Genomic DNA, 22,866 nt, shown 5'->3' on the forward strand with positions numbered 1-22,866 from the left:
CGGAACCCGTTCCCTCGCAGCGGTTTTTAACCCGATGTATCAAGTTGAGAGAGTTATCTTGTGGGAGCGGGTTTGCTCGCGAATGCGGAGTGTCAGCCACTTCAATGTTGACGGATATACCGCATTCGCGAGCAAGCCCGCTCCCACAGTACGGTGTCAGGCCTAGTGACTGACCAGCCCCGCTGCAACCACCAACTCCTCCAACGCCAACAGATCCGGCACTTTCGCCACGTGTTCCCCAACTTGCACCGCCGCCTGTTCCAACCCGCACAGCGGCACGTCGACGTAGCTCAATTGGCTGTCGAGCTTGTAGGAGCGTGGGATGCCTTGCACCAGCAGGGCAATGAAACGCAGCTCTGGGCGACCGCCGAGGGCGTTGAGCACGACGATGCGTGCTCGCTCGCCAATCACGGTCTTCTGGCCGCAGGCCGACTCGAAGCTCAGCAACGGGATTTGCCGTTCGCGCCAGCTCACCCAGCCCAGGAACCACGGCGGGGTGTCCATATCGAAGGTGCTGTCCTGATAGTCGATCAGTTCGGCCACGGCCACGTTGGGCAACACCAGGTGCCGGTCGGTCAACGGCAACAGCAGACCGGTGAGGGGGCTGGTGCGCGAGTGAAGATGCAGGTCATGCATGGGTTTTGCTCCAGTACGCGATGCTGTCGAGCAGCACCGATTCCTGGTACGGCTTGCCCAGGTAGTCGTTGACGCCGATGGCCATGGCGCGGTCGCGGTGTTTCTGGCCGGTGCGGGAGGTGATCATGATGATCGGCAGGTGCGCCAGGCGCGGGTCGTTGCGCACTTGGGTGGCCACTTCGAAGCCGTCCATGCGCGGCATCTCGATGTCCAGCAGCATCAGGTCCGGGGCGTGTTCGGCCAACAACGCCATGGCGTCCACGCCATCCTTGGCGGTCAAAACGTGCATGCCGTGGCGTTCCAGCAGGCGGCTGGTGACCTTGCGCACGGTCACCGAGTCGTCCACCACCAGCACCAGCAACGGCCGTTGCGGCTCGCCCTCGCCTTCAGCCGGCACCTGGCGGCGCGGGACCTGGTGGGGCAAGGCGCGGATCGGCGCGAGCAGGTCGAGAATCAACACCACCCGGCCGTCCCCCAGGATCGTCGCCCCGGACAGGCCCTGCACCGCCGAAAACTGCGGACCGAGGCTCTTGACCACGATCTCCCGGGTCCCGGCTGTGGCGTCCACCTGCACGGCGACATGCCGCTCGTTGCACTGCACCAGCAGCACCGGCAAGGGTTGGCTCTGGCCCAGCAGTTTCGGCCGGGCGCCGGTTTTCAATAGCTCACCGAGGTAGCACAACTCGTAACGCTGCCCGGCGTAGGTGTAGGTCGGCGGATCGAGCTGGTAATAACCGTCCAGCTCGGCGGGCAACACCCGGACAATGCTCTCGATGGTGTTCAGCGGGATCGCGTACTGGTCCTCGTGACAGTGCACCATCAACGCCCGGTTCACCGCCACGGTAAATGGCAGGCGAATGCGAAAATGCACGCCCTGCCCCGGCGTGGAGTCGATGACCATGCTGCCGCCCAGTTGCCGGACCTCTTCGTGGACCACGTCCATGCCGACGCCGCGCCCGGAGATCTGGGTGATTTTCTCGGCCGTGGAAAACCCTGGCTGCAAGATGAACTGCAGCACGTCGCGTTCGCTGATGTCGCTGTCCGGCGCCAGCAAGCCACGCTTGATCGCCTTGTTCCGTACCGCCTCCAGCGGCACGCCGGCACCGTCGTCGCGGACGTCGAAAATGATGTCGCCGCCTTCCCGGGACAGGTCGAGGCTGATACGCCCGCGTGCCGGCTTGCCAGCGGCGATGCGCACGTCGGCCGGCTCCAGGCCGTGGTCGACGGCGTTGCGCAGCATATGTTCAAGAGGCGCGGCCATGCGCTCCAGCACGTTACGGTCCATCTCGCCCTCGGCATTGCCGACCAGGAACTCGACGTCCTTGCCCAGTTCCTGCGCCACTTGCCGGACGATGCGCTTGAGCCGTGGCAGCATGCGCTCGAACGGCACCATGCGCGTACGCATCAGGCCTTCCTGGAGCTCGGTGTTGATCCGCCCCTGCTGTTGCAGCAGGACTTCGGCATCGTGATTGCTGCGATCAAGGGTTTCCTTGAGTTCGAGCAAGTCCGAGGCGGATTCGAACAGTGCCCGGGACAACTGCTGCAATTGGGAGTGGCGGTCCATCTCCAGCGGGTCGAACTCTTCGTAGCCCAGGCGCTCGGCCTCAACCTGCTGGCGGCTGAGAATCCGCCCCTGGGTTTCGGTATCCAGGCGTCGCAACTGGTCACGCATGCGCTCGATGGTGGTTTCCATTTCGCCCAGGGCCACGCGCCCGTCGTTGACCTGCTGTTCGATACGCCCACGGAAGATCGACGTTTCGCCCGCCAGGTTCACCAGGTCGTCGAGCAGTTCGGCGGAAACCTTGACCATGTCCGCGCCGTCGCCCGGTGCACTGGGATCGGGCCTTGCGGGCGCCGTTGGCGGTGCCACGACGGGCATCGGTTCCGGCGCCGATTCAGCCTGCGGCGCAGCGTTCTCCTGGGGATGATTCACCGCCTGGATCTGGACGATCAGTCGGTCCGCCAGCGGGCACGGGTGGCCGGCGCGCACGGCGTCGAGCATCTGCGCCAGTCGGTCATGGCTGCTCTGCAACAAGGTGAACAGCGCCGGGGTCGGCTGAAGCAGGCCCGCCGACAGGCCTTCGTAGAGATTTTCCAACTCGTGGGCCAGGTCGCCGATGGGTCCGATTTCCACCATGCGCGCACCGCCCTTGAGGGTGTGCAAATCCCGCAGCAAGGTCTCCACGGCCTGGCGATTCGAGGGTTCTTCCTGCCAGCGCAGCAGCGCCGCGCCCGAGCTGTCGAGGATGTCGAAGCCTTCCTCAAGGAAGATTTCCAGCAGCTCGGGATCATGGCCGGCGCCGTCGGCCTGGGCCGCTGCGCTCGTCTCGATGGCGTTCGGCTTGTCCTGGCGGAACCTGCGGATAGAGTCGATCAGCGCAACGGGATCGCCCAATGGCTGGCCCTGTTGCAACTGCCCGAGCAACAGGTCGAGGCGTTCGTGGCTGCTGGCGAGCAGTTGCGCCAGTTCCTCGCTGTAGCTGTAGCGCCGGTCCACCAGCCCTTCGTAAAGGTTTTCCAACTCCTGGGCCAGGTCACTCACCGGCCGGATGTCGGCCATTCGCGCACCGCCCTTGAGGGTGTGCAAGTCACGTTGCAGCGAGGACAGCGGCGCGCCGTTATCCGGATCGGCCAACCAGCGTTGCAAGGCCTGGGCGGCGCTTTCGAGGATATCCTGGGCTTCTTCGAGGAAAATCGCCGCGAGGTCATCGTCCATCGAGGTATCGACGGGGGCGTCACGCTCCATTTGCGCCGTCGCGTGGCCCAGTTCGCGGATGCTCAGGGTGCGGCTGCCGTCGCTGCGGATCAGGCCGGTGGCCGATGGATCGAGGCTCTCCTGCAGCAGGCGCCGCAGGGCCTGTACCCGTTCGGGCTGCGGATGCACATGCTGCCCGGCCGCCAGTTCATCGAGCATGTCGATCAGCGCTTCATGGGCGCGCTGGGCCTGCTGGAAAAACTCATCGCTGACCGCCAGGCTGCTTTCTTCCACCGCACCGTAGAGGTCGAGCAAGGCTTCGCAGAGTTCGTCCACCGGGTGCAGGTCGGCCAGGTGCGCGCCTTCGCCGAGGGTGGTCAGCTCATCGAGCAGCGCGCTCAGTTCCTGGCCTTCGCCGGGATGCTGCTGCCAGCGCTGCAAGAGGCTTTCGGCGTCCAGCAGGATGTCCATGCCCTGGGCGAGGAAGTTGTTGATCAGTTGTGGGTCGCGCTTGGTCCGCAGTGCTTTGTCCGGCGCGCTGTTGGCGGCGTGCAAGCGCTCGGCCAGCAGGGCCTGGGCGCGCTGGATCAGATCCTCGGCGCCGGGGATCGCGGCCAGCGGCTCGCTGTGCAACTGGCGCAAGCCACGGCGCAGCAGGCCTTCGGCCTCCAGCAGCAATTCGACCTCATCCAGGTCGAGGGCAATCAGGTGCGCCCGGTATTCCCGGGCCAGCTCATCCATCGCCCCGGCCAGCTCGGCGATCGGCAGCACACCGGCCATCGACGCGCTGCCCTTGAGCGTATGCAAGGCCCGCTGCAATTCATCACTGGCCTGCAAGGGCAGGTGGTCGGCCGACTGGTCGAGAAAACGATTGAGGCTGGCGAGGTGGCCCTGGGCTTCGTTGTCGAAGATCTTCAACAGCAGCGGATCGAGGGCGGCCACGTCCTGCTCGTCTTCATCCGCCTCATCGCCGCCCTTGGCCAGGACATGGGCACGGGCGGCCAAGCGGTCGACGTCATCGCGCTGGCGCTGGTGATTGGCGGCGAATTCGGCCACCAGGGCCGGCAACAACTGCACCGTGTCTTCGATCAACTGGCGGACCGCGGCCTGCGGCTCGACGCTGCGCTCCAGGACCCGGTTGAGCAGGTTTTCCACGGCCCAGGCCAGTTCACCCAGCACCAGCGCCCGGACCATCCGGCCACTGCCCTTGAGGGTATGGAAGGCCCGGCGCAGTTCGCTCAGGGCACCGTGGTCGTCGGGATGCGCACTCCAGCGCGGCAGGTACTCACGCAGGACGTCGAGCACCTCGGCGGTTTCCTCAAGGAAGACCTCGCGCAACTCGTCGTCCACCGGACTTTCATCCGACGGTGGCGGCAACAGGCTGCCCGGGGTGCTCCTGGCCGGCGGATTGACCGCCGAGACCGGGCTGGCCAGCACCTGGGCCAAGGATTGCACCGTCTGCGGGTCATCCAGTTCCTGCAAGTCCTGCATGACCTGGGCTTCGTTGGGGCTCAATACATCGTCGAGCACCGGCACTCGCGCTTCGTCAGGGAAATAACCGAGCGCGGCCAGGCTTCGTTCGACCGCATCCAACAAGGGCTCGCCGGGGGTTTCCGGGTCCTCGCTCAAGCGCTCCAGGTAGTATTCGAGGCCGGTGATCACGTCAGCCAGGTGGTCGAGTTCTTCCCAACCCGGCTGGGCTTGGTCCAGCAGCAGATGCTCGCGGATGAAACCGTTGCAAGCCTCCACCAGGCTGGCGGCACGACTCAGGGGAATCATCGCCAGCGCGCCGCGCACCTGGGTCAGCAGCGCCGGCAAGGGCTGCAGTTGCTCGCTGTTCCAGTCCGCGTCGATGTAGTCGACGATCATGTCCTTGGCCTGTTGCAGGCAGGTGTGGGCTTCCTTGATGACGATCTGGTGGATCTGGGTCAGGTCGGTGGTGGGCAGGTGGGTGTCTTCGCGGCTCTCCGGCTCGACGGTGCCGACCATGCCGGCCAGGGTCGCCTCGACGTAGAGCAAGGCCCCGGCGACGTCCATGAGGGTCGCGTCATCCGGCTTGCGCTGGCCCTGGGCGAGGCTCAGGACCACCGCCAGTTGATCGATGATGACCTTGCGCGGCTGACCGAAACCCAGCACCGCCAGGGTATCGGCGATCTGCCGCAGCGGCGCCAACAGGCTGTCCAGCTCCGAGGCGTGCTGGCGATCGCTGCGCACGAACAGGTCCAGGCGTTCCTTGACCCGGACCAACTCCTCGCACAGCGCGGCAAGCACCGAGCGCATGGCATCGCGGTCGGGCCCGGCCAGGCGCGCGCGTTCTTCGTCGACCATGGCGCTGTCGGGCAGCGCGTCGTCCAGTGAGTAGCGTTCTTTCATGATCTGCATCTGCCCGCTGGGATGTTCGGCCTTGGCAATATAGAACAACAAGCTCTTGAGCAGGTGGGGCGGTGCCGGCTGATTGATGCCTGGCATGCCTTGGTCCAGCAGGCGCTTGAGTTCCTTGTCGGCTTCCTTGAACAGGCTGCGCAGCGCCGGGCTGTTGGCGATACGTCCGTCACGCATGCCTTCGACCAGCGCCGAGGCCACCTGCCATAACGCATTGAGCGGCGCCCCAGTACACAAGGTTTCCAGGCGATGGAAGACCTTGGCCAGGTAACCGAGGTGGGTCGCGTCATCCTGTTCGCGCAGCAGGCCCACCAGGGCCATTTGCAGGGTCTGACGCAATTTACGCAAGGTGTTTGGCAGGTCGGCGGGTTCGAGGCGCTGCAAGGCCTCGTCGCTGAGCGGCGCAATATCGGGCAACTCGGGGCTGAACAGGCTGGTTTCCGACAACAGGCTCTCGCCCCGGGCACTGCGCAGGTCGTTGATCAAGGGCAGCACCACCAGCGGCAGGTCGCGGCGGGCACCTTGTACGCGGTCCAGGTAGATCGGCAACTGCCCCAGGGCCTGGCTCAACAGGCTGATGGCTTCGTCGCGATGGGTGACGCGGTTGTCCTGCAGGGCGGCGCACAGTTGCTCCATCTCCTCGGCCAGCAGCGCCGCACCGTAGAACTCGACCATCTGCAGGCCGCCGTGGACCTGGTGGATGCAGGCCAGGCATTGCCCGAGGGCGTCCGACGCCTGCGGATCGTCCACCAGGCGGTTGAGGGCCAGATGAGCCTGCTTCAGCGTTTCGGCAATCTCGCCCTTGACCCATTCCAGGGCCACATAGTCGTGCCGATCACCCATAACCACTCCAAATCAAAGTCATACGCAGCAGGAGCACATCAGCCTTTGTGGCGAGGGAGCTTGCTCCCGCTTGAGCGCGCAGCGCTCATAAAAACCTGGGGCCGCTGCGCAGCCCAGCGGGAGCAAGCTCCCTCGCCACAAAAGCGCCCTTGCCACAGGTACATCCTCTCCCAGCAGGTCACTCACCCCTTTTCCTCACCGACAGCCGCTGCCGCCGGCAACGTGAACCCCGACACCGAACGACGCAGTTGGCTGGCCATTTTCGCCAGGTTGCCAATGCTCTCGGCAGTGGCGGTGGAACCGGATGAAGTCTGCGAAGTGATCTGCTGGATCACGTTCATGGTCAAGGAAATCTGCCCCGCCGAGGTGGTCTGTTGCTGCGCCGCGTTGGAGATGCTCTGGATCAGCGCCGCCAGGGTCTTGGACACGCCTTCGATTTCTTCCAGGGCGACGCCGGCGTCCTGGGCCAGTCGCGCACCGCGCACCACTTCGGTGGTGGTCTGCTCCATGGAAATCACCGCCTCATTGGTATCGGCCTGGATCGCCCGCACCAGGGTCTCGATTTGCCGGGTCGCCGCCGAAGAGCGCTCGGCCAAACGCTGCACTTCATCGGCCACCACCGCGAACCCGCGCCCGGCATCACCGGCCATGGACGCCTGGATGGCGGCGTTGAGGGCCAGGATGTTGGTCTGGTCGGCGATGTCGTCGATCAGGCTGACAATGTCGCCAATCTCCTGGGATGACTCACCCAGGCGCTTGATGCGCTTGGCGGTGTCCTGGATCTGCTCGCGAATGTTGTCCATGCCATGAATGGTGTTGTGCACCACCTCATTACCCTTGTTGGCAATCTCCACCGAACGCTCGGCCACCGCCGACGACTCGGCGGCATTGGCCGACACCTGGTCGATGGACTGGGCCATTTCATTAATTGAAGTCGAAGCCTCGGAGATTTGCTGGGCCTGGTGCTCGGAGGCCTGGGCCAGGTGCATCGCCGTGGCCTGGGTTTCCTGCACGGCGGCGGCGACCTGGCCGGCAGTGAGGTTGATGGTCGCCACCAGGTCGCGCAGTTGGTCCACCGAGTAATTGATGGAGTCGGCGATGGTGCCGGTGAAGTCCTCGGTGACCGAAGCGGTGACGGTCAGGTCGCCATCGGCCAAGTCTTCGATTTCATCCAGCAACCGCATGATCGCGTTCTGGTTGCGCTCGTTCTTTTGTGCGGTCTCGTGCAACTGACGGTTGGTCTCGCGGACCATCACCAGGCCAATCAGGATGATCGACATCAGCGCCAACAGGCCCAGCACATAGCCGCCGATGGTATTGACGGAACGCCCGCCGGCGAGGTTTTCGAAGGCCGTGGCCAGGTGTGAAGCCTCGTCGAGCAGGGTCTGCGACAGGTTGAAGATGTTGCCGGCCGACTCGCGGACCTTGAACAGCTCCGGAGAGGTCTCGAGGATTTCGTCCACCGAGCCGGAGACGAACTCGAAGAGCTCGCTGATTTCAGTCAGGCGTGCCCGGGCATCGCGGTCCTGGACCTGGGATATCTTCAGGGCCGGGTCACCTTGCAACATGCCATTGAGCACCTGGCCAAAACGCGCGGCGTCGCGACCGAAGGTGTCGGCGGCCTGGCTGGCGTTTTCGTCCCCCGCCAGCACGGTATTCACCGCGCCGAGAATCCGTTCGGCCAGCAGCGACTGGCGCTGGGCCATGGCCACCTGAGCGGCCGGCGCACCGCGTTGCAGCAGGATCTCGACGACTTTTTCGTACTCGACCTGCAACTGCGGCACGGTTTCGGCCAGGGTCGCCGCCACCTGGTGCAGCGACAGCACGGTCTGTTCGCTGGAGAGAATGGCATCGGTGTTCTTGAGCAGGCGCTCCCAATCCAGCTGCACGGCGCGCATCTGCGGACGCAGGGTGGCCGGCGCAGGGGGCAGGCCGGTGACCGGGTCGCCCTGTTTCAGCGAACCCCAGCGCTGGGCGAAGTCATTGCGCGCATCGCTCAGCAGCTTGAACGCCGCAGGTTTGCCGGCGGCGGCCTCGGTGGCGTTCTTGGCGATGCGCTGGGACAGCACCCGCAACTCACCGGCATGGCCGATGTACTGTTTGTCATAGGTCGATTGGGTGTTGAGGTAAGCGAAGTTGGCGAACAGCAGCATGATGAAGACGATCAGCGCGACGAACAGCACGATGATCTGCGAACGACTGCGCGACGCTTCCAGTGGCTTGCCTGTTTTTGCTTTGATCATCGGTTCTCGCCTGTACTGCCCAATCCAACCCAGTCACCGCCGAACCAATGTGGGAGCGAGCTCGCTCGCGATAGCATTGGATCAGTCAGCCTTGATTTAGCTGACCCACCGCAATCGCGAGCAAGCTCGCTCCCACAAGGGGCCTGCGCTGCATCTCGTTAAATCGCCACATCCATGAACCCCGGCGAACGCGCCAGGGCAAACGGGCTGAACACTTGCCACTCGCGCTCGCCGCCAAACCGGCCCTTGACGAAGGCCGCTTCCGGGCCGTCGAGGTCGTCCACCAGCGTCGGTTCCAGGCTGTCCTGGGCAAAATGCTGCAGCCCAAGGACCTCGTCCACCAGCAACCCGGCGAACACCTCGTCGTGATCCACCACCAATACGCGCCGCTGCTTGCGCACGGTCGACAGTTCGTGGCCAAAGAACCCGCACAAGTCCATCAACGGCAACAAGCGCCCGCGCAGGTTAGCCACTCCACGCACCCACGGCTTGACCCCGGGCAAATGCGTGTGACGTGGTTCGTGCAGCACTTCGCTGACTTCACCCATCGGCGCCACGTACCAGTGCTCGCCCAGGCGAAAGCCGATGCCGCTCCAACCGGCGCGGTGGGTCGGTTGGGAGGGCAGGTCCGCCCCCAGCAACCGGCAGCGCCGGTCGATCTGCAGCAGCAGTTCGAACGCGGTCAGGGATTGGCTCATGGCCGCGCCGTCAACCCGCCAGCACTTTGTTCAGGGTCGCGATCAGGGTTTCTTCGTCCACCGGTTTGGTCAGGTAGTCCTTCGCCCCTTGGCGCGTCCCCCAGACCTTGTCGGTGTCCTGGTCCTTGGTGGTGATGATGATCACGGGGATATGGCCGGTGTCCGGATCCTTGGTCAACTGGCGCGTGGCCTGGAAACCGTTGAGGCCGGGCATGACGATGTCCATCAGCACCGCATCGGGTTTTTCCTGGCGGGCCAGGGCCACGCCATCGGCGCCATTCTCGGCCTTCAGGACCTCGTGGCCGTGCTTTTCCAGCATGCCGGTCAGTTTGTACATTTCAGTCGGCGAATCATCGACGATCAGAACTCGTGCCATGGTGTTCCCCATTTTCTTGTTGACCCCAGGCCCGTTGGCCAAGTGTCATTAATGTGCCTGGTGCGGCTGGACAGCGGCAAAGCCCGGGACATGGGCCTGTATCGCGCCCAGCAGTTCTTCCTTGCTGAACGGCTTGGTCAAAAACTGATCGGAACCGACGATGCGTCCCTTGGCCTTGTCGAACAACCCGTCGCGGGACGACAGCATGATCACCGGCGTAGCCTTGAACGCGCTGTTGTTCTTGATCAGGGCACAGGTCTGGTAGCCATCGAGGCGCGGCATCATGATGTCGACAAAAATGATGCCCGGATGATGGTCGGCGATCTTGGCCAGGGCATCGAAGCCATCGACGGCCGTGATCACCTCGCAGCCCACGTTGCGCAGCAAGGTTTCGGCGGTGCGGCGGATGGTCTTCGAGTCGTCGATGACCATGACCTTCAAGGCGCTGGGTTGCTGCTGCGTGAGATGCTCTGCCATTGCCACTGCGAACCGGTTTTTAACGCGTAAGTGTGATCGACAGCGCAAACCCTTGATGTTCAAGGCCCGCACGTCACATGGCAGCCTTTTTAGCACAGTCTCCATCGCCGATCTATCGGCCGCTCGGCACGGTGGTTTTTCCTTGACCGCCAATCTTCCGGGCGCCACTCTGACGCCACTTTTTCACGCCAATATGTGCCCATCACATTTCGAGGAACCAAGCCATGAGCGTACGCGTCGGCATTGTCATGGACCCTATCGCCCGCATTTCCTATAAAAAGGATAGCTCGCTGGCCATGCTGCTGGCCGCACAGAAGCGCGGCTGGGAGCTGTTCTACATGGAGCAGCGCGATCTCTACCAGGCCGAAGGCCAGGCGCGGGCGCGGATGAAGCCGCTGAAAGTCTTCGCCAACCCCGAGAAGTGGTTTGAGCTGGGCGCCGAAAGCGACGCCCTGCTGAGCGACCTGGACGTGATCCTGATGCGCAAGGATCCGCCGTTCGACATGGAGTTCGTGTACTCCACCTACCTGCTGGAACAGGCCGAAAACGCCGGCGTGCTGGTGGTCAACAAGCCCCAGAGCCTGCGCGACTGCAACGAAAAGCTGTTCGCCACGCTGTTCCCGCAGTGCACGCCACCGACCATCGTCAGCCGTCGCCCGGACGTGTTGCGCGAATTTGCCGACCATCACGGCGACGTGATCCTCAAGCCCCTGGACGGCATGGGCGGCTCCTCGATCTTCCGCCACACCGCCGGCCACCCGAACCTCTCGGTGATCCTGGAAACCCTGACCTTGCACGGCAAGCAGCAGATCATGATCCAGGGTTACCTGCCGGCCATCGTCGATGGCGACAAGCGCATCCTGATGATCGACGGCGAACCGGTGGACTATTGCCTGGCGCGCATCCCGGCAGCCGGCGAAACCCGCGGCAACCTGGCGGCTGGCGGGCGTGGCGAGGCGCGTCCGTTGACCGACAAGGATCGCTGGATCGCCGCCCAGGTCGGCCCGACCCTGCGCGAAAAAGGCCTGTTGTTCGTGGGCCTGGACGTGATCGGCGAGCACCTGACGGAGATCAACGTCACCAGCCCGACCTGCATCCGCGAGATCGACAATGCCTTTGGCACCGACATCGGGGGCATGCTGATGGATGCCATCGATCAGAAGCTCAAGGCTCGTTGATCCAGATCTGCTGAAGGAAACCCACATTGCGTTATCATGCCCGGCCTGAAAAAAACGCGATGTTGGTTTCCTTGTCATGACACTCCCGTCCGATCTGCCCAAAGAGCTCGCCCATCGTCGCGTGCGCCCGGCTGATCGCCTCGGTTTTACCCTGTTCCTGGCGGCGTTGATCCACCTGGCGCTGCTGCTGGGCGTCGGTTTTGCCACGGTCGAGCCCAAGCAGATCAGCCAGACCCTGGAAATCACCCTGGCCACCTTCAAGAGCGAGACCAAGCCCAAGAAGGCTGATTTTCTCGCCCAGGAAAACCAGCAAGGCAGCGGCACCCTGGAAAAAAAGGCGACGCCCAAGACCACCGAGATCGCGCCGTTCCAGGACACCCAGGTGCAGAAAGTCACCCCGCCGCCCGCCGCCAAGCCAGAAGTGCAGGAAACGGCGCCCAAGGCAGCCGTGACCACCGTGGCGCCGAAGCCGAAAAAGGCCCCGGTCAAGGAAGAGGTCAAGCCTGATCCCAAGCCCAAGGCCGCCGAACCCAGCTTCGACAGCTCACAGTTGTCCAGCGACATCGCCAGCCTGGAAGCCGAACTGGCCCAGGAGCAACAGCTCTACGCCAAGCGCCCGCGCATCCACCGCCTGAGCGCCGCCTCGACCATGCGCGACAAGGGCGCCTGGTACAAGGACGAGTGGCGCAAGAAGGTCGAGCGCATCGGCAACCTCAACTACCCCGACGAAGCGCGGCGCAAACAGATCTACGGCAACCTGCGGCTAATGGTCTCGATCAACCGTGACGGCTCGCTGTACGAAGTGCTGGTGCTGGAGTCCTCCGGCCAGCCGCTGCTGGACCAGGCCGCCCAACGGATCGTGCGCCTGGCGGCACCGTTCGCACCGTTTACCGGGGACCTGTCGGACATCGACCGGCTGGAAATCATCCGCACCTGGAAGTTCGCCCGGGGCGACAAGCTTTCCAGTAACTGATTAACCACCCAATCCCCTTGTGGGAGCGAGCTTGCTCGCGATAGCGGACTGTCAGTCGACATCTATGTGGATGATCTATGGCCATCGCGAGCAAGCTCGCTCCCACAGGGTTTTGTGGTGGACTGCCATTTGTGCTCACTCCCACAGGGGGGATCTGGGTCAATCCCAGGCATTTCCTGCACATCCCCAGCTTGTCAGTTCGGCCCTGCCCCGCCACACTAGCGCCTATGAAAAACGTCAGCCCCACCTACCTCAAGCATCACTTCCTGATTGCCATGCCGCACATGGCCGATCCGAATTTTGCCCACACCTTGACCTACATCGTCGAGCACACGGCCAATGGGGCCATGGGGCTGGTGGTCAATCGCCCGCAGGAGCTGAACCTGGCGGACATCCTGGAGCAGTTGCGCCCCGAAGTGGAACCGCCACTCTTGTGCCAGCACGTGCCGATTTTCATCGGCGGCCCGGTGCAGACCGACCGCGGTTTCGTGCTCCATCCGTCGGGGCCCAAATTCCAGGCCACCGTGGACCTGGACGGGGTGTCATTGTCCACCTCCCAGGACGTGCTGTTCGCCATCGCCGACGGCGTCGGCCCGCAAAAGAGCCTGATTGCCCTCGGCTATGCCGGTTGGGAGCCCGGACAACTGGAAGCCGAACTGGCCGACAACGCCTGGCTGACCTGCCCGTTCGACGCCGACATCCTGTTCAACACCAGCAGCGAATTGCGCCTGGAAGCAGCGGCCAGCCGGCTGGGGGTCAACCTCAGCCTGCTCACCAGCCAGGCAGGACACGCCTGATGGCCCTGCGCTTGCTGCTGGGCTTCGATTACGGCACCAAACAGATCGGCGTAGCGGTCGGCCAGGTCATTACCGGCCAGGCCCGCGAGTTGTGCACCTTGAAGGCGCAGAATGGCGTGCCGGACTGGAACCAGGTCGAAGCGCTGATCAAGGAATGGAAACCCGATGCCGTGGTGGTCGGCCTGCCGCTGAACATGGACGGCACGCCCAGCGACATGTGCCTGCGCGCCGAAAAGTTCGCCCGCCGGCTCAATGGCCGCTACAACCTGCCCTTCTATACCCATGACGAGCGCCTGACCACCTTCGAGGCCAAGGGCGAGCGCCTGGTGCGCGGCGGGCAGAAAGGCAGTTACCGCGACAACCCGGTGGACGCCATCGCCGCCGCCCTGCTGCTGCAAGGCTGGCTCGACGCCAACGCCGCCCTGTTCGAAACCTGATTTTTTTGAAAGCGCCGCCAAGGCGCTTTCTCTTAGCGATAGACCGCGCCACCCACCACCGGCCCGGGAACCTGAAGGAGCCAGCATGAGCCTGCCCAATCCTGCCGAACTGATCAGCCAGATGGCGATTCGTCTCAAGGCACACCTGGAACACCGCGGCATCAGCGACCCGCGCTACATCGGTATTCGCACCGGTGGCGTCTGGGTCGCCCAGGCCTTGCTCGAAGCACTGGGCAGCCAATCGCCATTGGGCACCCTGGACGTGTCCTTCTACCGCGACGACTTCAGCCAGAACGGCCTGCACCCACAAGTGCGCCCCTCGGCCCTGCCGTTCGAGATCGAAGGCCAGCACCTGGTGCTGATCGACGACGTGCTGATGAGCGGCCGGACCATCCGCGCCGCCCTGAACGAACTGTTCGACTACGGCCGCCCGGCCAGCGTGACACTGGTGTGCCTGCTGGACCTGGACGCCGCCGAGCTGCCGATCCGGCCGAACGTGGTCGGTGCGACGCTGACGCTGGCCGCCCATGAGCGGGTCAAGCTCTCCGGGCCGTCGCCGCTGCAACTCGAACTGCAAGACCTTGCCCTTTAACTGCCCTTGTAAGAGTCCATCGCGATGACGCCTCTCGAAACCAAGCGCCCGCTGCAGCTCAACGATCAGGGCCAGCTGCGACACTTCCTGTCCCTCGACGGCCTGCGCCGCGAGCTGCTGACGGAAATCCTCGACACTGCCGACTCGTTCCTCGAAGTCGGTGCCCGGGCGGTGAAGAAAGTCCCGTTGCTGCGCGGCAAGACCGTGTGCAACGTGTTCTTCGAAAACTCCACCCGCACCCGCACCACCTTCGAACTGGCGGCCCAGCGGCTGTCGGCGGACGTGATCACCCTCAACGTGTCCACGTCCTCGGCGAGCAAGGGTGAAACCCTGCTCGACACCCTGCGCAACCTCGAAGCCATGGCCGCCGACATGTTCGTCGTGCGCCACGGCGACTCCGGCGCAGCGCACTTCATCGCCGAGCACGTGTGCCCGCAAGTGGCGATCATCAACGGCGGCGACGGCCGTCACGCCCACCCGACCCAGGGCATGCTCGACATGCTGACCATCCGTCGGCACAAGGGCAGCTTCGAGAACCTGTCGGTGGCCATCGTCGGCGACATCCTGCACTCGCGAGTGGCCCGCTCGAACATGCTGGCCCTCAAGACCCTCGGCTGCCCGGACATCCGCGTGATCGCGCCGAAGACCCTGCTGCCCATCGGCGTCGAGCAATACGGCGTGAAGGTCTACACCGACATGACCGAAGGCCTCAAGGATGTGGACGTGGTGATCATGCTGCGCCTGCAACGCGAGCGCATGACCGGCGGCCTGCTGCCCAGCGAAGGCGAGTTCTACCGCCTGTTCGGCCTGACCACGGCGCGCCTGGCCGGAGCCAAGCCGGACGCCATCGTCATGCACCCGGGGCCGATCAACCGCGGCGTGGAGATCGAGTCGGCGGTGGCCGACGGGCCGCACTCGGTGATTCTCAACCAGGTGACCTACGGCATCGCCATCCGCATGGCCGTGCTGTCCATGGCCATGAGCGGGCAAACCGCCCAGCGCCAATTCGACCAGGAGAACGCCCAGTGAAGCTCAGCATTCTCGGCGCACGCGTGATCGATCCAGCCAGTGGCCTGGATCAAGTGACTGATATCCATATCGATGCCTGCAAGATCGTCGCCCTTGGCGCGGCGCCGGCCGGTTTCGTCGCGGTGGAGACCCTCGACGCCCAAGGCCTGGTGGCCGCCCCCGGCCTGGTGGACCTGAACGTCGCCCTGCGCGAACCGGGCTACAGCCGCAAAGGCAGCATCGTCAGCGAAACCCGGGCCGCCGCTGCCGGTGGCGTGACCAGCCTGTGCTGCCCGCCACAGACCAAACCGGTGCTGGACACCTCGGCCGTGGCCGAACTGATCCTCGACCGTGCCCGCGAGGCCGGCAATACCAAGGTCTTCCCGATTGGCGCACTGAGCAAAGGCCTGGACGGTGAGCAACTGGCTGAGCTCATCGCCCTGCGTGACGCCGGTTGCGTGGCGTTCGGCAACGGCCTGAACAGTTTCCGCAACACCCGTACCCTGTGCCGCGCCCTGGAATACGCGGCGACTTTCGGCCTGACGGTGATTTTCAACTCCCAGGACCACGACCTGGCCGAAGGTGGCTTGGCCCACGAAGGCCCGACCGCCAGTTTCCTCGGCCTGCCGGGCATTCCGGAAACCGCCGAGACCGTGGCCTTGGTCCGGGACCTGCTGTTGGTCGAGCAAAGCGGCGTGCGCGCCCACTTCAGCCAACTGACCAGCGCCCGCGGCGCGGCGCTGATCGCCCAGGCCCAGGCCCGGGGCCTGCCGGTGACCGCCGATGTGGCGCTGTACCAGTTGATCCTGACCGACGAAGCGCTGATCGATTTCAACAGCGTCTACCACGTCCAGCCGCCGCTGCGCACCCGCGCCGACCGCGATGGCCTGCGTGAAGCGGTGAAATCCGGGGTGATCTCGGCCATCTCCAGCCATCACCAACCCCATGAGCGCGATGCCAAGCTGGCACCGTTCGGCGCCACCGAGCCGGGCATCAGCAGCGTCGAATTGCTGCTGCCGCTGGCCTTGACGCTGGTGGAAGACGGTTTGCTGGACCTGCCGACCCTGCTGGCACGCCTGAGCGCCGGCCCGGCCCAGGCGCTGCAATTGCCAGCGGGAAAACTCGCGGTGGGCGCCGCGGCGGACCTGGTGCTGTTCGACCCCGCCGCGTCCACCGTGGCCGGCGAAGCCTGGCGTTCCAAGGGCGACAACTGCCCGTTCCTCGGCCATAGCCTGCCGGGGGTGGTGCGTTACACCTTGATGGATGGGCGGATTACTCACCAGGCCTGATACCGCACCGCGCCTATCGCGAGCAAGCTCGCTCCCACAGGTGGATCTTTGGTGAACACATGATTTGTGAACACCTCGATCCAGTGTGGGAGCGAGCTTGCTCGCGATGCAGGCGACCCGGTCTTACTGGAAAGCCCCACGCTTCTGCGCATTACGAATCGACACCTGATCATTCAGCGTCCAGAAGTCATACAGCACCCCCAGGAAAAACACCCCGCCGGTCAGCAGGTAGAGAATCCCGCTGAGCCATTTGCCCTGGTACATGCGGTGTACGCCCAGCACCCCGAGAAACGTCAGCAGAATCCACGCCACACTGTATTCGATAGGCCCCGGGGTGAAACGCAGGTCCGCTTCGCGATCCATGGCCGGAATCAGGAACAGGTCGATCAGCCAGCCAATGCCCAGCAGGCCGAAGGTGAAGAACCAGATCGTGCCCGTGACCGGCTTGCCGTAATAGAAGCGATGGGCCCCTGTGAACCCGAAAATCCACAGCAGATACCCAATGACCTTGCTGTGAGTATCGCGGATTGCGTCCTGCTGATAGCTGTTCATGAATGGCCTCTTTTGCCTCGATAGATAAATTTTTTCGGAGCTTTTGTGACTTTTTCGTGTCTGGCCGACAAGCGGTCCTCGGCGCCTCGGACCGACGAAAGCCCCGTGGTATAGGGGTCCTGTCGGACAATCAGGTCAATTTGACGCATTTTGCTGGGTTTTGCGCGGCGTTTCGAATCGACAAACGGCCTCGGAAACGCAAAAAAAGCTGTTATAAAGTTGCGCGCTAACCTTTAAGAGCCCTGCCTAATGCGTCCATTTTTCAAGACATGGCTAACCATTTGCCTATTATTGCCACTGGCCGCCCACGCCACCAATCGTGAGCAACGTCTTCCCAACGTCAACGGCTATACCCCGAAATCCCATGTTTCTGCTTCCTTGAGCAAGAACAAGCCAAGCGCCCAGCGCGTGAGCACGGCCAACAGCAAGCTGGTCCCGCCAATGGCGACCAAAGCGAGCAGCAATGTGTTGAGTCGCGCCGTGAATGTACTCGGCACACCTTATCGTTGGGGCGGCAGTAGCCCAAGTAAAGGTTTCGATTGCAGCGGGCTGGTGAAATACGCCTTCAACGACGCCACCTTCGACCTGCCGCGCACCTCAAACGCCATGGCCGCCGGTCATGGCGAGAAAGTCGATCGCAAGGATCTCAAGCCCGGCGACCTGATCTTCTTCAAGCTCAAGAGCCGCCGGGTCAACCATGTGGCCATCTACCTGGGCAACGACCGCTTCATCCACGCCCCGCGCCGTGGCAAGTCGGTGAGCATCGATACCTTGAACAAGCCGTACTGGGACACCCACTACGTGGTGGCCAAGCGCGTGCTGCCGAAAGAGCCGGGTGCGATGCGCGTGGTTCAGCGCTGATTCCGGCACTTTTGCTGTAGCTGATGACCTCATCGCGAGCAAGCTCGCTCCCACACTGGATTTCCATTCGCTGAAAGTCCTGTGGGAGCGAGCTTGCTCGCGATGAGGCCTGCAAAAGCACCACTCCTCTAGAAGTTATCCGGCGTACGCGCCCGCTCCCGCGCATGCTCGCGGCTGATCAGCCCCTTGTTCACCAAGTCCTTCAGGCACATGTCCAGCGTCTGCATCCCCAGCGAACCGCCGGTCTGGATGGCCGAGTACATCTGCGCCACCTTGTCTTCGCGAATCAGGTTCCGAATGGCCGCGGTGCCCAGCATGATTTCATGCGCCGCGACCCGACCGCCGCCGATCTTCTTGACCAGCGTCTGGGAGATCACTGCCTGCAACGACTCCGACAACATCGAGCGAACCATGGACTTCTCGTCACCGGGGAACACATCCACCACCCGGTCAATGGTCTTGGCCGCCGACGTGGTGTGCAGGGTGCCGAAGACCAGGTGCCCGGTTTCCGCGGCGGTCAGCGCCAGGCGAATGGTCTCCAGGTCGCGCATCTCCCCCACCAGGATCACGTCCGGGTCTTCCCGCAAGGCTGAACGCAGGGCCGTGGAGAAACCCTGGGTGTCGCGGTGCACCTCGCGCTGGTTGATCAGGCATTTGCGCGGTTCGTGAACGAATTCGATAGGGTCTTCGATGGTGAGGATGTGATGGTGCTTGTGGCTGTTCAAGTAGTCGATCATGGCCGCCAGGGTGGTGGACTTGCCTGAACCGGTTGGCCCGGTCACCAACACCAGCCCGCGCGGCGCCTCGGTCACCTTGCGAAACACCTCGCCCATTCCCAGGTCTTCCATGGTCAGGACTTTCGACGGAATGGTCCGAAACACCGCCCCCGCACCGCGATTCTGGTTGAAGGCGTTGACCCGGAACCGCGCCACGCCCGGTACCTCGAAAGAAAAGTCAGTCTCCAGAAACTTTTCGTAATCTACGCGTTGCCGGTCGTTCATGATGTCGTAGATCAGTTCATGAACCTGCTTGTGGTCCAGTGCCGGCAGGTTGATGCGCCTGACATCGCCATCGACGCGGATCATCGGTGGCAGCCCGGCGGACAGGTGCAGGTCCGACGCGCCCTGCTTGGCGCTGAACGCCAGTAACTCAGTGATATCCATAGCGCTCCTCAATTCCAGTAGAATGCCGCGAACCTCACCGCTGGCGCTTCTTTATGTCCACGATAGCAGACAACATCGCTCAGGTTAGTTCGCGTATCCGCGCTGCGGAGCAGGCCGCGCAGCGTGCCGAACACAGTGTCAAACTGCTGGCCGTGAGCAAGACCAAGCCCGTCCAGGCCTTGCGTGAAGCCTATGCCGCCGGCCTGCGGGACTTCGGCGAGAACTACCTGCAGGAAGCCTTGGGCAAACAGCTCGAACTGACCGACCTGCCCTTGATCTGGCACTTCATCGGCCCCATTCAATCGAACAAGACGCGCGCTATTGCCGAACACTTCGACTGGGTGCATTCCGTGGATCGCTTGAAAATTGCACAGCGCCTGTCCGAGCAGCGTCCGGCCGACTTGCCACCGCTGAACATCTGCATTCAGGTCAACGTCAGCGGCGAAGCCAGCAAATCCGGCTGCAGCCCAGCAGACCTGCCTGCCCTGGCCAGCGCCATCAGCGCCCTGCCCCGCCTGAAACTGCGCGGGTTGATGGCGATTCCCGAACCCACCGAAGACCGCGCCGCCCAGGACGCCGCCTTCGCCGCCGTTGAACGCCTGCAAGCCAGCCTGGCGCTGCCGCTGGACACCCTTTCCATGGGCATGAGCCACGACCTGGAGTCGGCCATTGCCCAGGGCGCCACCTGGGTGCGCATCGGTACTGCCCTGTTTGGTGCCCGCGACTACGGTCAATCCTGAAACATGGCCGACTCATCTCTTTATAAGGACCTGTCATGAGCAACACGCGTATTGCCTTCATCGGCGCCGGCAACATGGCCGCCAGCCTGATCGGCGGCCTGCGGGCCAAGGGCCTGGATGCTTCCCTGATCCGCGCCAGCGATCCGGGTGAAGAGACCCGCACCCGGGTGAGCGCCGAACACGGCATCGAAACCTTCGCCGACAACGCCCAGGCCATCGACGGCGCGGACGTCATCGTGCTGGCGGTCAAGCCGCAGGCGATGAAAACCGTCTGCGAAGCCCTGCGCCCAAGCCTCAAGCCCCATCAACTGGTGGTGTCGATTGCCGCCGGCATTACTTGCGCCAGCATGAACAACTGGCTCGGCGAGCAGCCGATCGTACGCTGCATGCCCAACACTCCGGCGCTGCTGCGCCAGGGCGTCAGCGGCCTGTTCGCCACTTCCAAAGTGTCCGCCGCACAACGCCAGCAAGCCGAGGAACTGCTGTCGGCCGTCGGCCTGGCACTGTGGCTGGACACCGAACAGCAACTGGACGCCGTCACCGCCGTCTCCGGCTCGGGCCCGGCGTACTTCTTCCTGCTGATCGAAGCCATGACCGCCGCCGGCGAGAAACTCGGCCTGCCGCGGGAAACCGCCGCCCAGCTGACCTTGCAGACCGCGCTGGGCGCCGCGCACATGGCGGTGTCCAGCGACGTCGATGCGGCCGAACTGCGCCGCCGCGTGACCTCGCCGGCCGGCACCACCGAAGCGGCCATCAAATCGTTCCAGGCCGGGGGCTTCGAAGCCCTGGTGGAAAAAGCACTCGGCGCCGCCGCGCACCGCTCGGCCGAAATGGCCGAACAACTGGGCCAATAAGGAGCCATTCATGATTGGATTGAACACTGCAGCGGTCTACGTGCTGCAAACCCTCGGCAGCCTGTACCTGCTGATCGTGCTGCTGCGCTTCGTGCTGCAACTGGTACGCGCCAACTTCTACAACCCGCTGTGCCAGTTCATCGTCAAGGCCACCCAGCCCCTGCTCAAGCCGCTGCGTCGGATCATCCCGAGCCTGTTTGGCCTGGACATGTCGTCGCTGGTCCTGGCGATCCTCGTGCAACTGGCGCTGATGGCCCTGACCCTGCTGCTGACCTACGGCACCACCGGCAACCCGCTGCAACTGCTGATCTGGTCGATCATCGGCGTGACCGCGCTGTTCCTGAAGATTTTCTTCTTCGCCCTGATCATCAGCGTGATCCTCTCGTGGGTCGCGCCGGGCAGCCATAACCCGGGCGCCGAACTGGTGAACCAGATCTGCGAGCCGGCCCTGGCGCCGTTCCGCCGCATCGTGCCGAACCTCGGCGGCCTGGATATCTCGCCGATCCTGGCGTTCATGGTGCTCAAGCTGATCGACATGCTGGTGATCAACAACCTGGCGGCGATGACCATGATGCCGGAGATTCTGCGGTTGCTGATCTAAAGCTCACTGCTGCTTTTGCTATGGCGAGGGAGCTTGCTCCCGCTGGGCTCTGTAGGAGCTGGCGAAGGCTCGGGCCGCGTTCGGACGATCTTTTGATCTTGATCTTTCGCTCACGACTCAATGGGCAGTGGGAAGATCGCAGCCTCGTTGCACTCGACAGCTCCTACGGGGCCGCTTCGCGCCCCAGCGGGAGCAAGCTGCCTCGCCACAGATAGATCCAGTCACCACAGGGTTTTCATCAGCGGACAATCAGCGCCGCCGTTTGCTTGCCGCCCGCCACAGCGGTCTTTAGACTTACGCCTCATTTCAACGCGAGCAGGGTCGATGCCAGCTGCCTTTCCCCCCGATTCCGTTGGTCTGGTGACGCCGCAAATGGCGCATTTCAGCGAGCCCCTGGCCCTGGCCTGCGGCCGTTCGTTGCCAGCCTATGACCTGATCTACGAAACCTACGGCACCCTCAATGCCACGGCGAGCAACGCAGTGCTGATCTGCCACGCCTTGTCGGGGCATCACCACGCCGCCGGCTACCACAGCGTCGACGACCGCAAGCCCGGCTGGTGGGACAGCTGCATCGGCCCGGGCAAGCCCATCGACACCAGCAAGTTCTTCGTGGTCAGCCTGAACAACCTGGGCGGCTGCAACGGCTCCACCGGCCCCAGCAGCCTCAACCCGGACACCGGCAGACCTTTCGGCGCCGATTTCCCGGTGCTGACCGTGGAAGACTGGGTCCACAGCCAGGCACGCCTGGCCGACCGCCTCGGTATCGGCCAGTGGGCAGCCGTGATCGGCGGCAGCCTGGGGGGCATGCAAGCCCTGCAGTGGACCATCACCTACCCGGACCGCGTGCGCCATTGCCTGGCAATCGCCTCGGCGCCCAAGCTGTCGGCGCAGAACATCGCCTTCAACGAAGTGGCACGCCAGGCGATCCTCACCGACCCCGACTTCCACGGCGGCTCGTTCCAGGAACACGGCGTGATCCCCAAGCGCGGGCTGATGCTGGCGCGGATGGTCGGGCACATCACCTACCTGTCCGACGACTCCATGGGCGAGAAATTCGGCCGCGGCCTCAAGAGCGAAAAGCTCAACTACGACTTCCACAGCGTCGAGTTCCAGGTCGAGAGCTACCTGCGTTACCAGGGTGAAGAGTTCTCCGGGCGTTTCGACGCCAACACGTACCTGCTGATGACCAAGGCACTGGACTACTTCGATCCGGCGGCGAACTTTGACGATAACCTGGCGAAAACCTTCGCCAATGCCACCGCCAAGTTCTGCGTGATGTCGTTCACCACCGACTGGCGCTTCTCCCCGGCGCGCTCGCGGGAGCTGGTGGACGCGCTGATGGCCGCGCGCAAGGACGTTTGCTATCTGGAAATCGACGCGCCCCAGGGTCACGACGCCTTTTTGATCCCGATCCCGCGCTACCTGCAGGCGTTCGGCAACTACATGAACCGTATAACGCTGTGAGGACGCC

At 63.8% G+C, this 22,866-nt stretch carries 20 protein-coding genes; 12 read left to right on the top strand and 8 right to left on the bottom strand.

What is annotated here, in order from left to right; all coding sequences use genetic code 11:
• Positions 1-162 precede the first annotated feature (162 nt).
• The 6 genes from LQ215_RS20655 to LQ215_RS20680 form a co-directional block, all read right to left on the bottom strand.
• The gene (locus LQ215_RS20655; protein WP_230152357.1) at positions 163-636 is read right to left on the bottom strand and encodes a chemotaxis protein CheW; all 474 of its coding nucleotides are present in this window, start codon (positions 634-636) and stop codon (positions 163-165) included.
• A complete protein-coding gene (locus tag LQ215_RS20660) occupies positions 629-6,556 on the bottom strand; it encodes an Hpt domain-containing protein (protein ID WP_230152358.1) in 5,928 nt (1,975 codons plus the stop codon). The genes LQ215_RS20655 and LQ215_RS20660 overlap by 8 nt, the downstream gene beginning before the upstream one ends.
• 182 nt (positions 6,557-6,738) lie before the next feature.
• Positions 6,739-8,799, bottom strand: a complete 2,061-nt coding sequence (locus LQ215_RS20665) for a methyl-accepting chemotaxis protein (RefSeq protein WP_230152359.1) — start codon at positions 8,797-8,799, stop codon at positions 6,739-6,741.
• A gap of 158 nt (positions 8,800-8,957) precedes the next feature.
• A complete protein-coding gene (locus tag LQ215_RS20670; RefSeq protein ID WP_003206464.1) occupies positions 8,958-9,497 on the bottom strand; it encodes a chemotaxis protein CheW in 540 nt (179 codons plus the stop codon).
• 10 nt (positions 9,498-9,507) lie between these two features.
• Complete coding sequence (gene pilH / locus LQ215_RS20675) at positions 9,508-9,873, bottom strand: twitching motility response regulator PilH (RefSeq protein ID WP_018609535.1); 366 nt, start codon at positions 9,871-9,873, stop codon at positions 9,508-9,510.
• A 48-nt stretch (positions 9,874-9,921) separates the two neighbouring features.
• Positions 9,922-10,350 carry a response regulator gene (locus tag LQ215_RS20680; protein WP_003206467.1) on the bottom strand — a complete coding sequence of 143 codons (429 nt, stop codon included), beginning with the start codon at positions 10,348-10,350 and terminating at the stop codon, positions 9,922-9,924.
• Positions 10,351-10,574: 224 nt separating this feature from the next.
• Between LQ215_RS20680 and gshB the strand changes: the two genes are divergently transcribed.
• From gshB to LQ215_RS20715, 7 genes are all read left to right on the top strand, one after another.
• Positions 10,575-11,528, top strand: coding sequence for a glutathione synthase (gene gshB / locus LQ215_RS20685; protein WP_230152360.1), 954 nt, complete (start codon positions 10,575-10,577; stop codon positions 11,526-11,528).
• A 76-nt stretch (positions 11,529-11,604) separates the two neighbouring features.
• A complete protein-coding gene (locus LQ215_RS20690; protein ID WP_230152361.1) occupies positions 11,605-12,501 on the top strand; it encodes an energy transducer TonB in 897 nt (298 codons plus the stop codon).
• Between the two features lie 227 nt (positions 12,502-12,728).
• Entirely contained in the window at positions 12,729-13,298 is a 570-nt protein-coding gene (locus tag LQ215_RS20695; protein WP_230152362.1) for a YqgE/AlgH family protein, read from the top strand.
• Positions 13,298-13,735, top strand: a complete 438-nt coding sequence (gene ruvX, locus LQ215_RS20700) for a Holliday junction resolvase RuvX (RefSeq protein ID WP_003177497.1) — start codon at positions 13,298-13,300, stop codon at positions 13,733-13,735. The genes LQ215_RS20695 and ruvX overlap by 1 nt, the downstream gene beginning before the upstream one ends.
• An 85-nt stretch (positions 13,736-13,820) precedes the next feature.
• A complete protein-coding gene (gene pyrR, locus LQ215_RS20705; protein WP_058545933.1) occupies positions 13,821-14,327 on the top strand; it encodes a bifunctional pyr operon transcriptional regulator/uracil phosphoribosyltransferase PyrR in 507 nt (168 codons plus the stop codon).
• A gap of 24 nt (positions 14,328-14,351) precedes the next feature.
• Positions 14,352-15,356, top strand: coding sequence for an aspartate carbamoyltransferase catalytic subunit (locus LQ215_RS20710; protein WP_003177495.1), 1,005 nt, complete (start codon positions 14,352-14,354; stop codon positions 15,354-15,356).
• Positions 15,353-16,624, top strand: coding sequence for a dihydroorotase (locus LQ215_RS20715; RefSeq protein WP_230152363.1), 1,272 nt, complete (start codon positions 15,353-15,355; stop codon positions 16,622-16,624). Before LQ215_RS20710 ends, LQ215_RS20715 begins: the two co-directional genes overlap by 4 nt.
• 123 nt (positions 16,625-16,747) lie before the next feature.
• Here LQ215_RS20715 and LQ215_RS20720 read toward each other — a convergent pair whose 3' ends face one another.
• Positions 16,748-17,176 (bottom strand): NINE protein, encoded by a 429-nt coding sequence (locus LQ215_RS20720; RefSeq protein WP_003206477.1) that lies wholly within the window; start codon positions 17,174-17,176, stop codon positions 16,748-16,750.
• A gap of 249 nt (positions 17,177-17,425) precedes the next feature.
• Between LQ215_RS20720 and LQ215_RS20725 the strand changes: the two genes are divergently transcribed.
• Positions 17,426-18,037, top strand: coding sequence for a C40 family peptidase (locus LQ215_RS20725; RefSeq protein ID WP_230152364.1), 612 nt, complete (start codon positions 17,426-17,428; stop codon positions 18,035-18,037).
• A gap of 128 nt (positions 18,038-18,165) precedes the next feature.
• Here the strand turns inward: LQ215_RS20725 and LQ215_RS20730 are convergent, their stop codons facing one another.
• On the bottom strand, positions 18,166-19,200 hold the full coding sequence (locus tag LQ215_RS20730) for a type IV pilus twitching motility protein PilT (protein ID WP_230152365.1): 1,035 nt from the start codon (positions 19,198-19,200) through the stop codon (positions 18,166-18,168).
• Between the two features lie 53 nt (positions 19,201-19,253).
• On the opposite strand from LQ215_RS20730, the gene LQ215_RS20735 reads away from it, so the two are divergent.
• The 4 genes from LQ215_RS20735 (at position 19,254) to metX (ending at position 22,859) form a co-directional block, all read left to right on the top strand.
• A complete protein-coding gene (locus LQ215_RS20735) occupies positions 19,254-19,940 on the top strand; it encodes a YggS family pyridoxal phosphate-dependent enzyme (protein ID WP_230152366.1) in 687 nt (228 codons plus the stop codon).
• Between the two features lie 35 nt (positions 19,941-19,975).
• Entirely contained in the window at positions 19,976-20,794 is an 819-nt protein-coding gene (gene proC / locus LQ215_RS20740; RefSeq protein WP_230152367.1) for a pyrroline-5-carboxylate reductase, read from the top strand.
• 10 nt (positions 20,795-20,804) lie between these two features.
• Positions 20,805-21,395, top strand: coding sequence for a YggT family protein (locus tag LQ215_RS20745; protein ID WP_210641784.1), 591 nt, complete (start codon positions 20,805-20,807; stop codon positions 21,393-21,395).
• A gap of 324 nt (positions 21,396-21,719) precedes the next feature.
• Positions 21,720-22,859, top strand: a complete 1,140-nt coding sequence (gene metX / locus LQ215_RS20750) for a homoserine O-succinyltransferase MetX (protein ID WP_230152368.1) — start codon at positions 21,720-21,722, stop codon at positions 22,857-22,859.
• Positions 22,860-22,866: the final 7 nt, after the last annotated feature.

The sequence above is a fragment of the Pseudomonas brassicacearum genome, from assembly GCF_918698105.1.
Classification (GTDB): domain Bacteria; phylum Pseudomonadota; class Gammaproteobacteria; order Pseudomonadales; family Pseudomonadaceae; genus Aquipseudomonas; species Aquipseudomonas brassicacearum_F.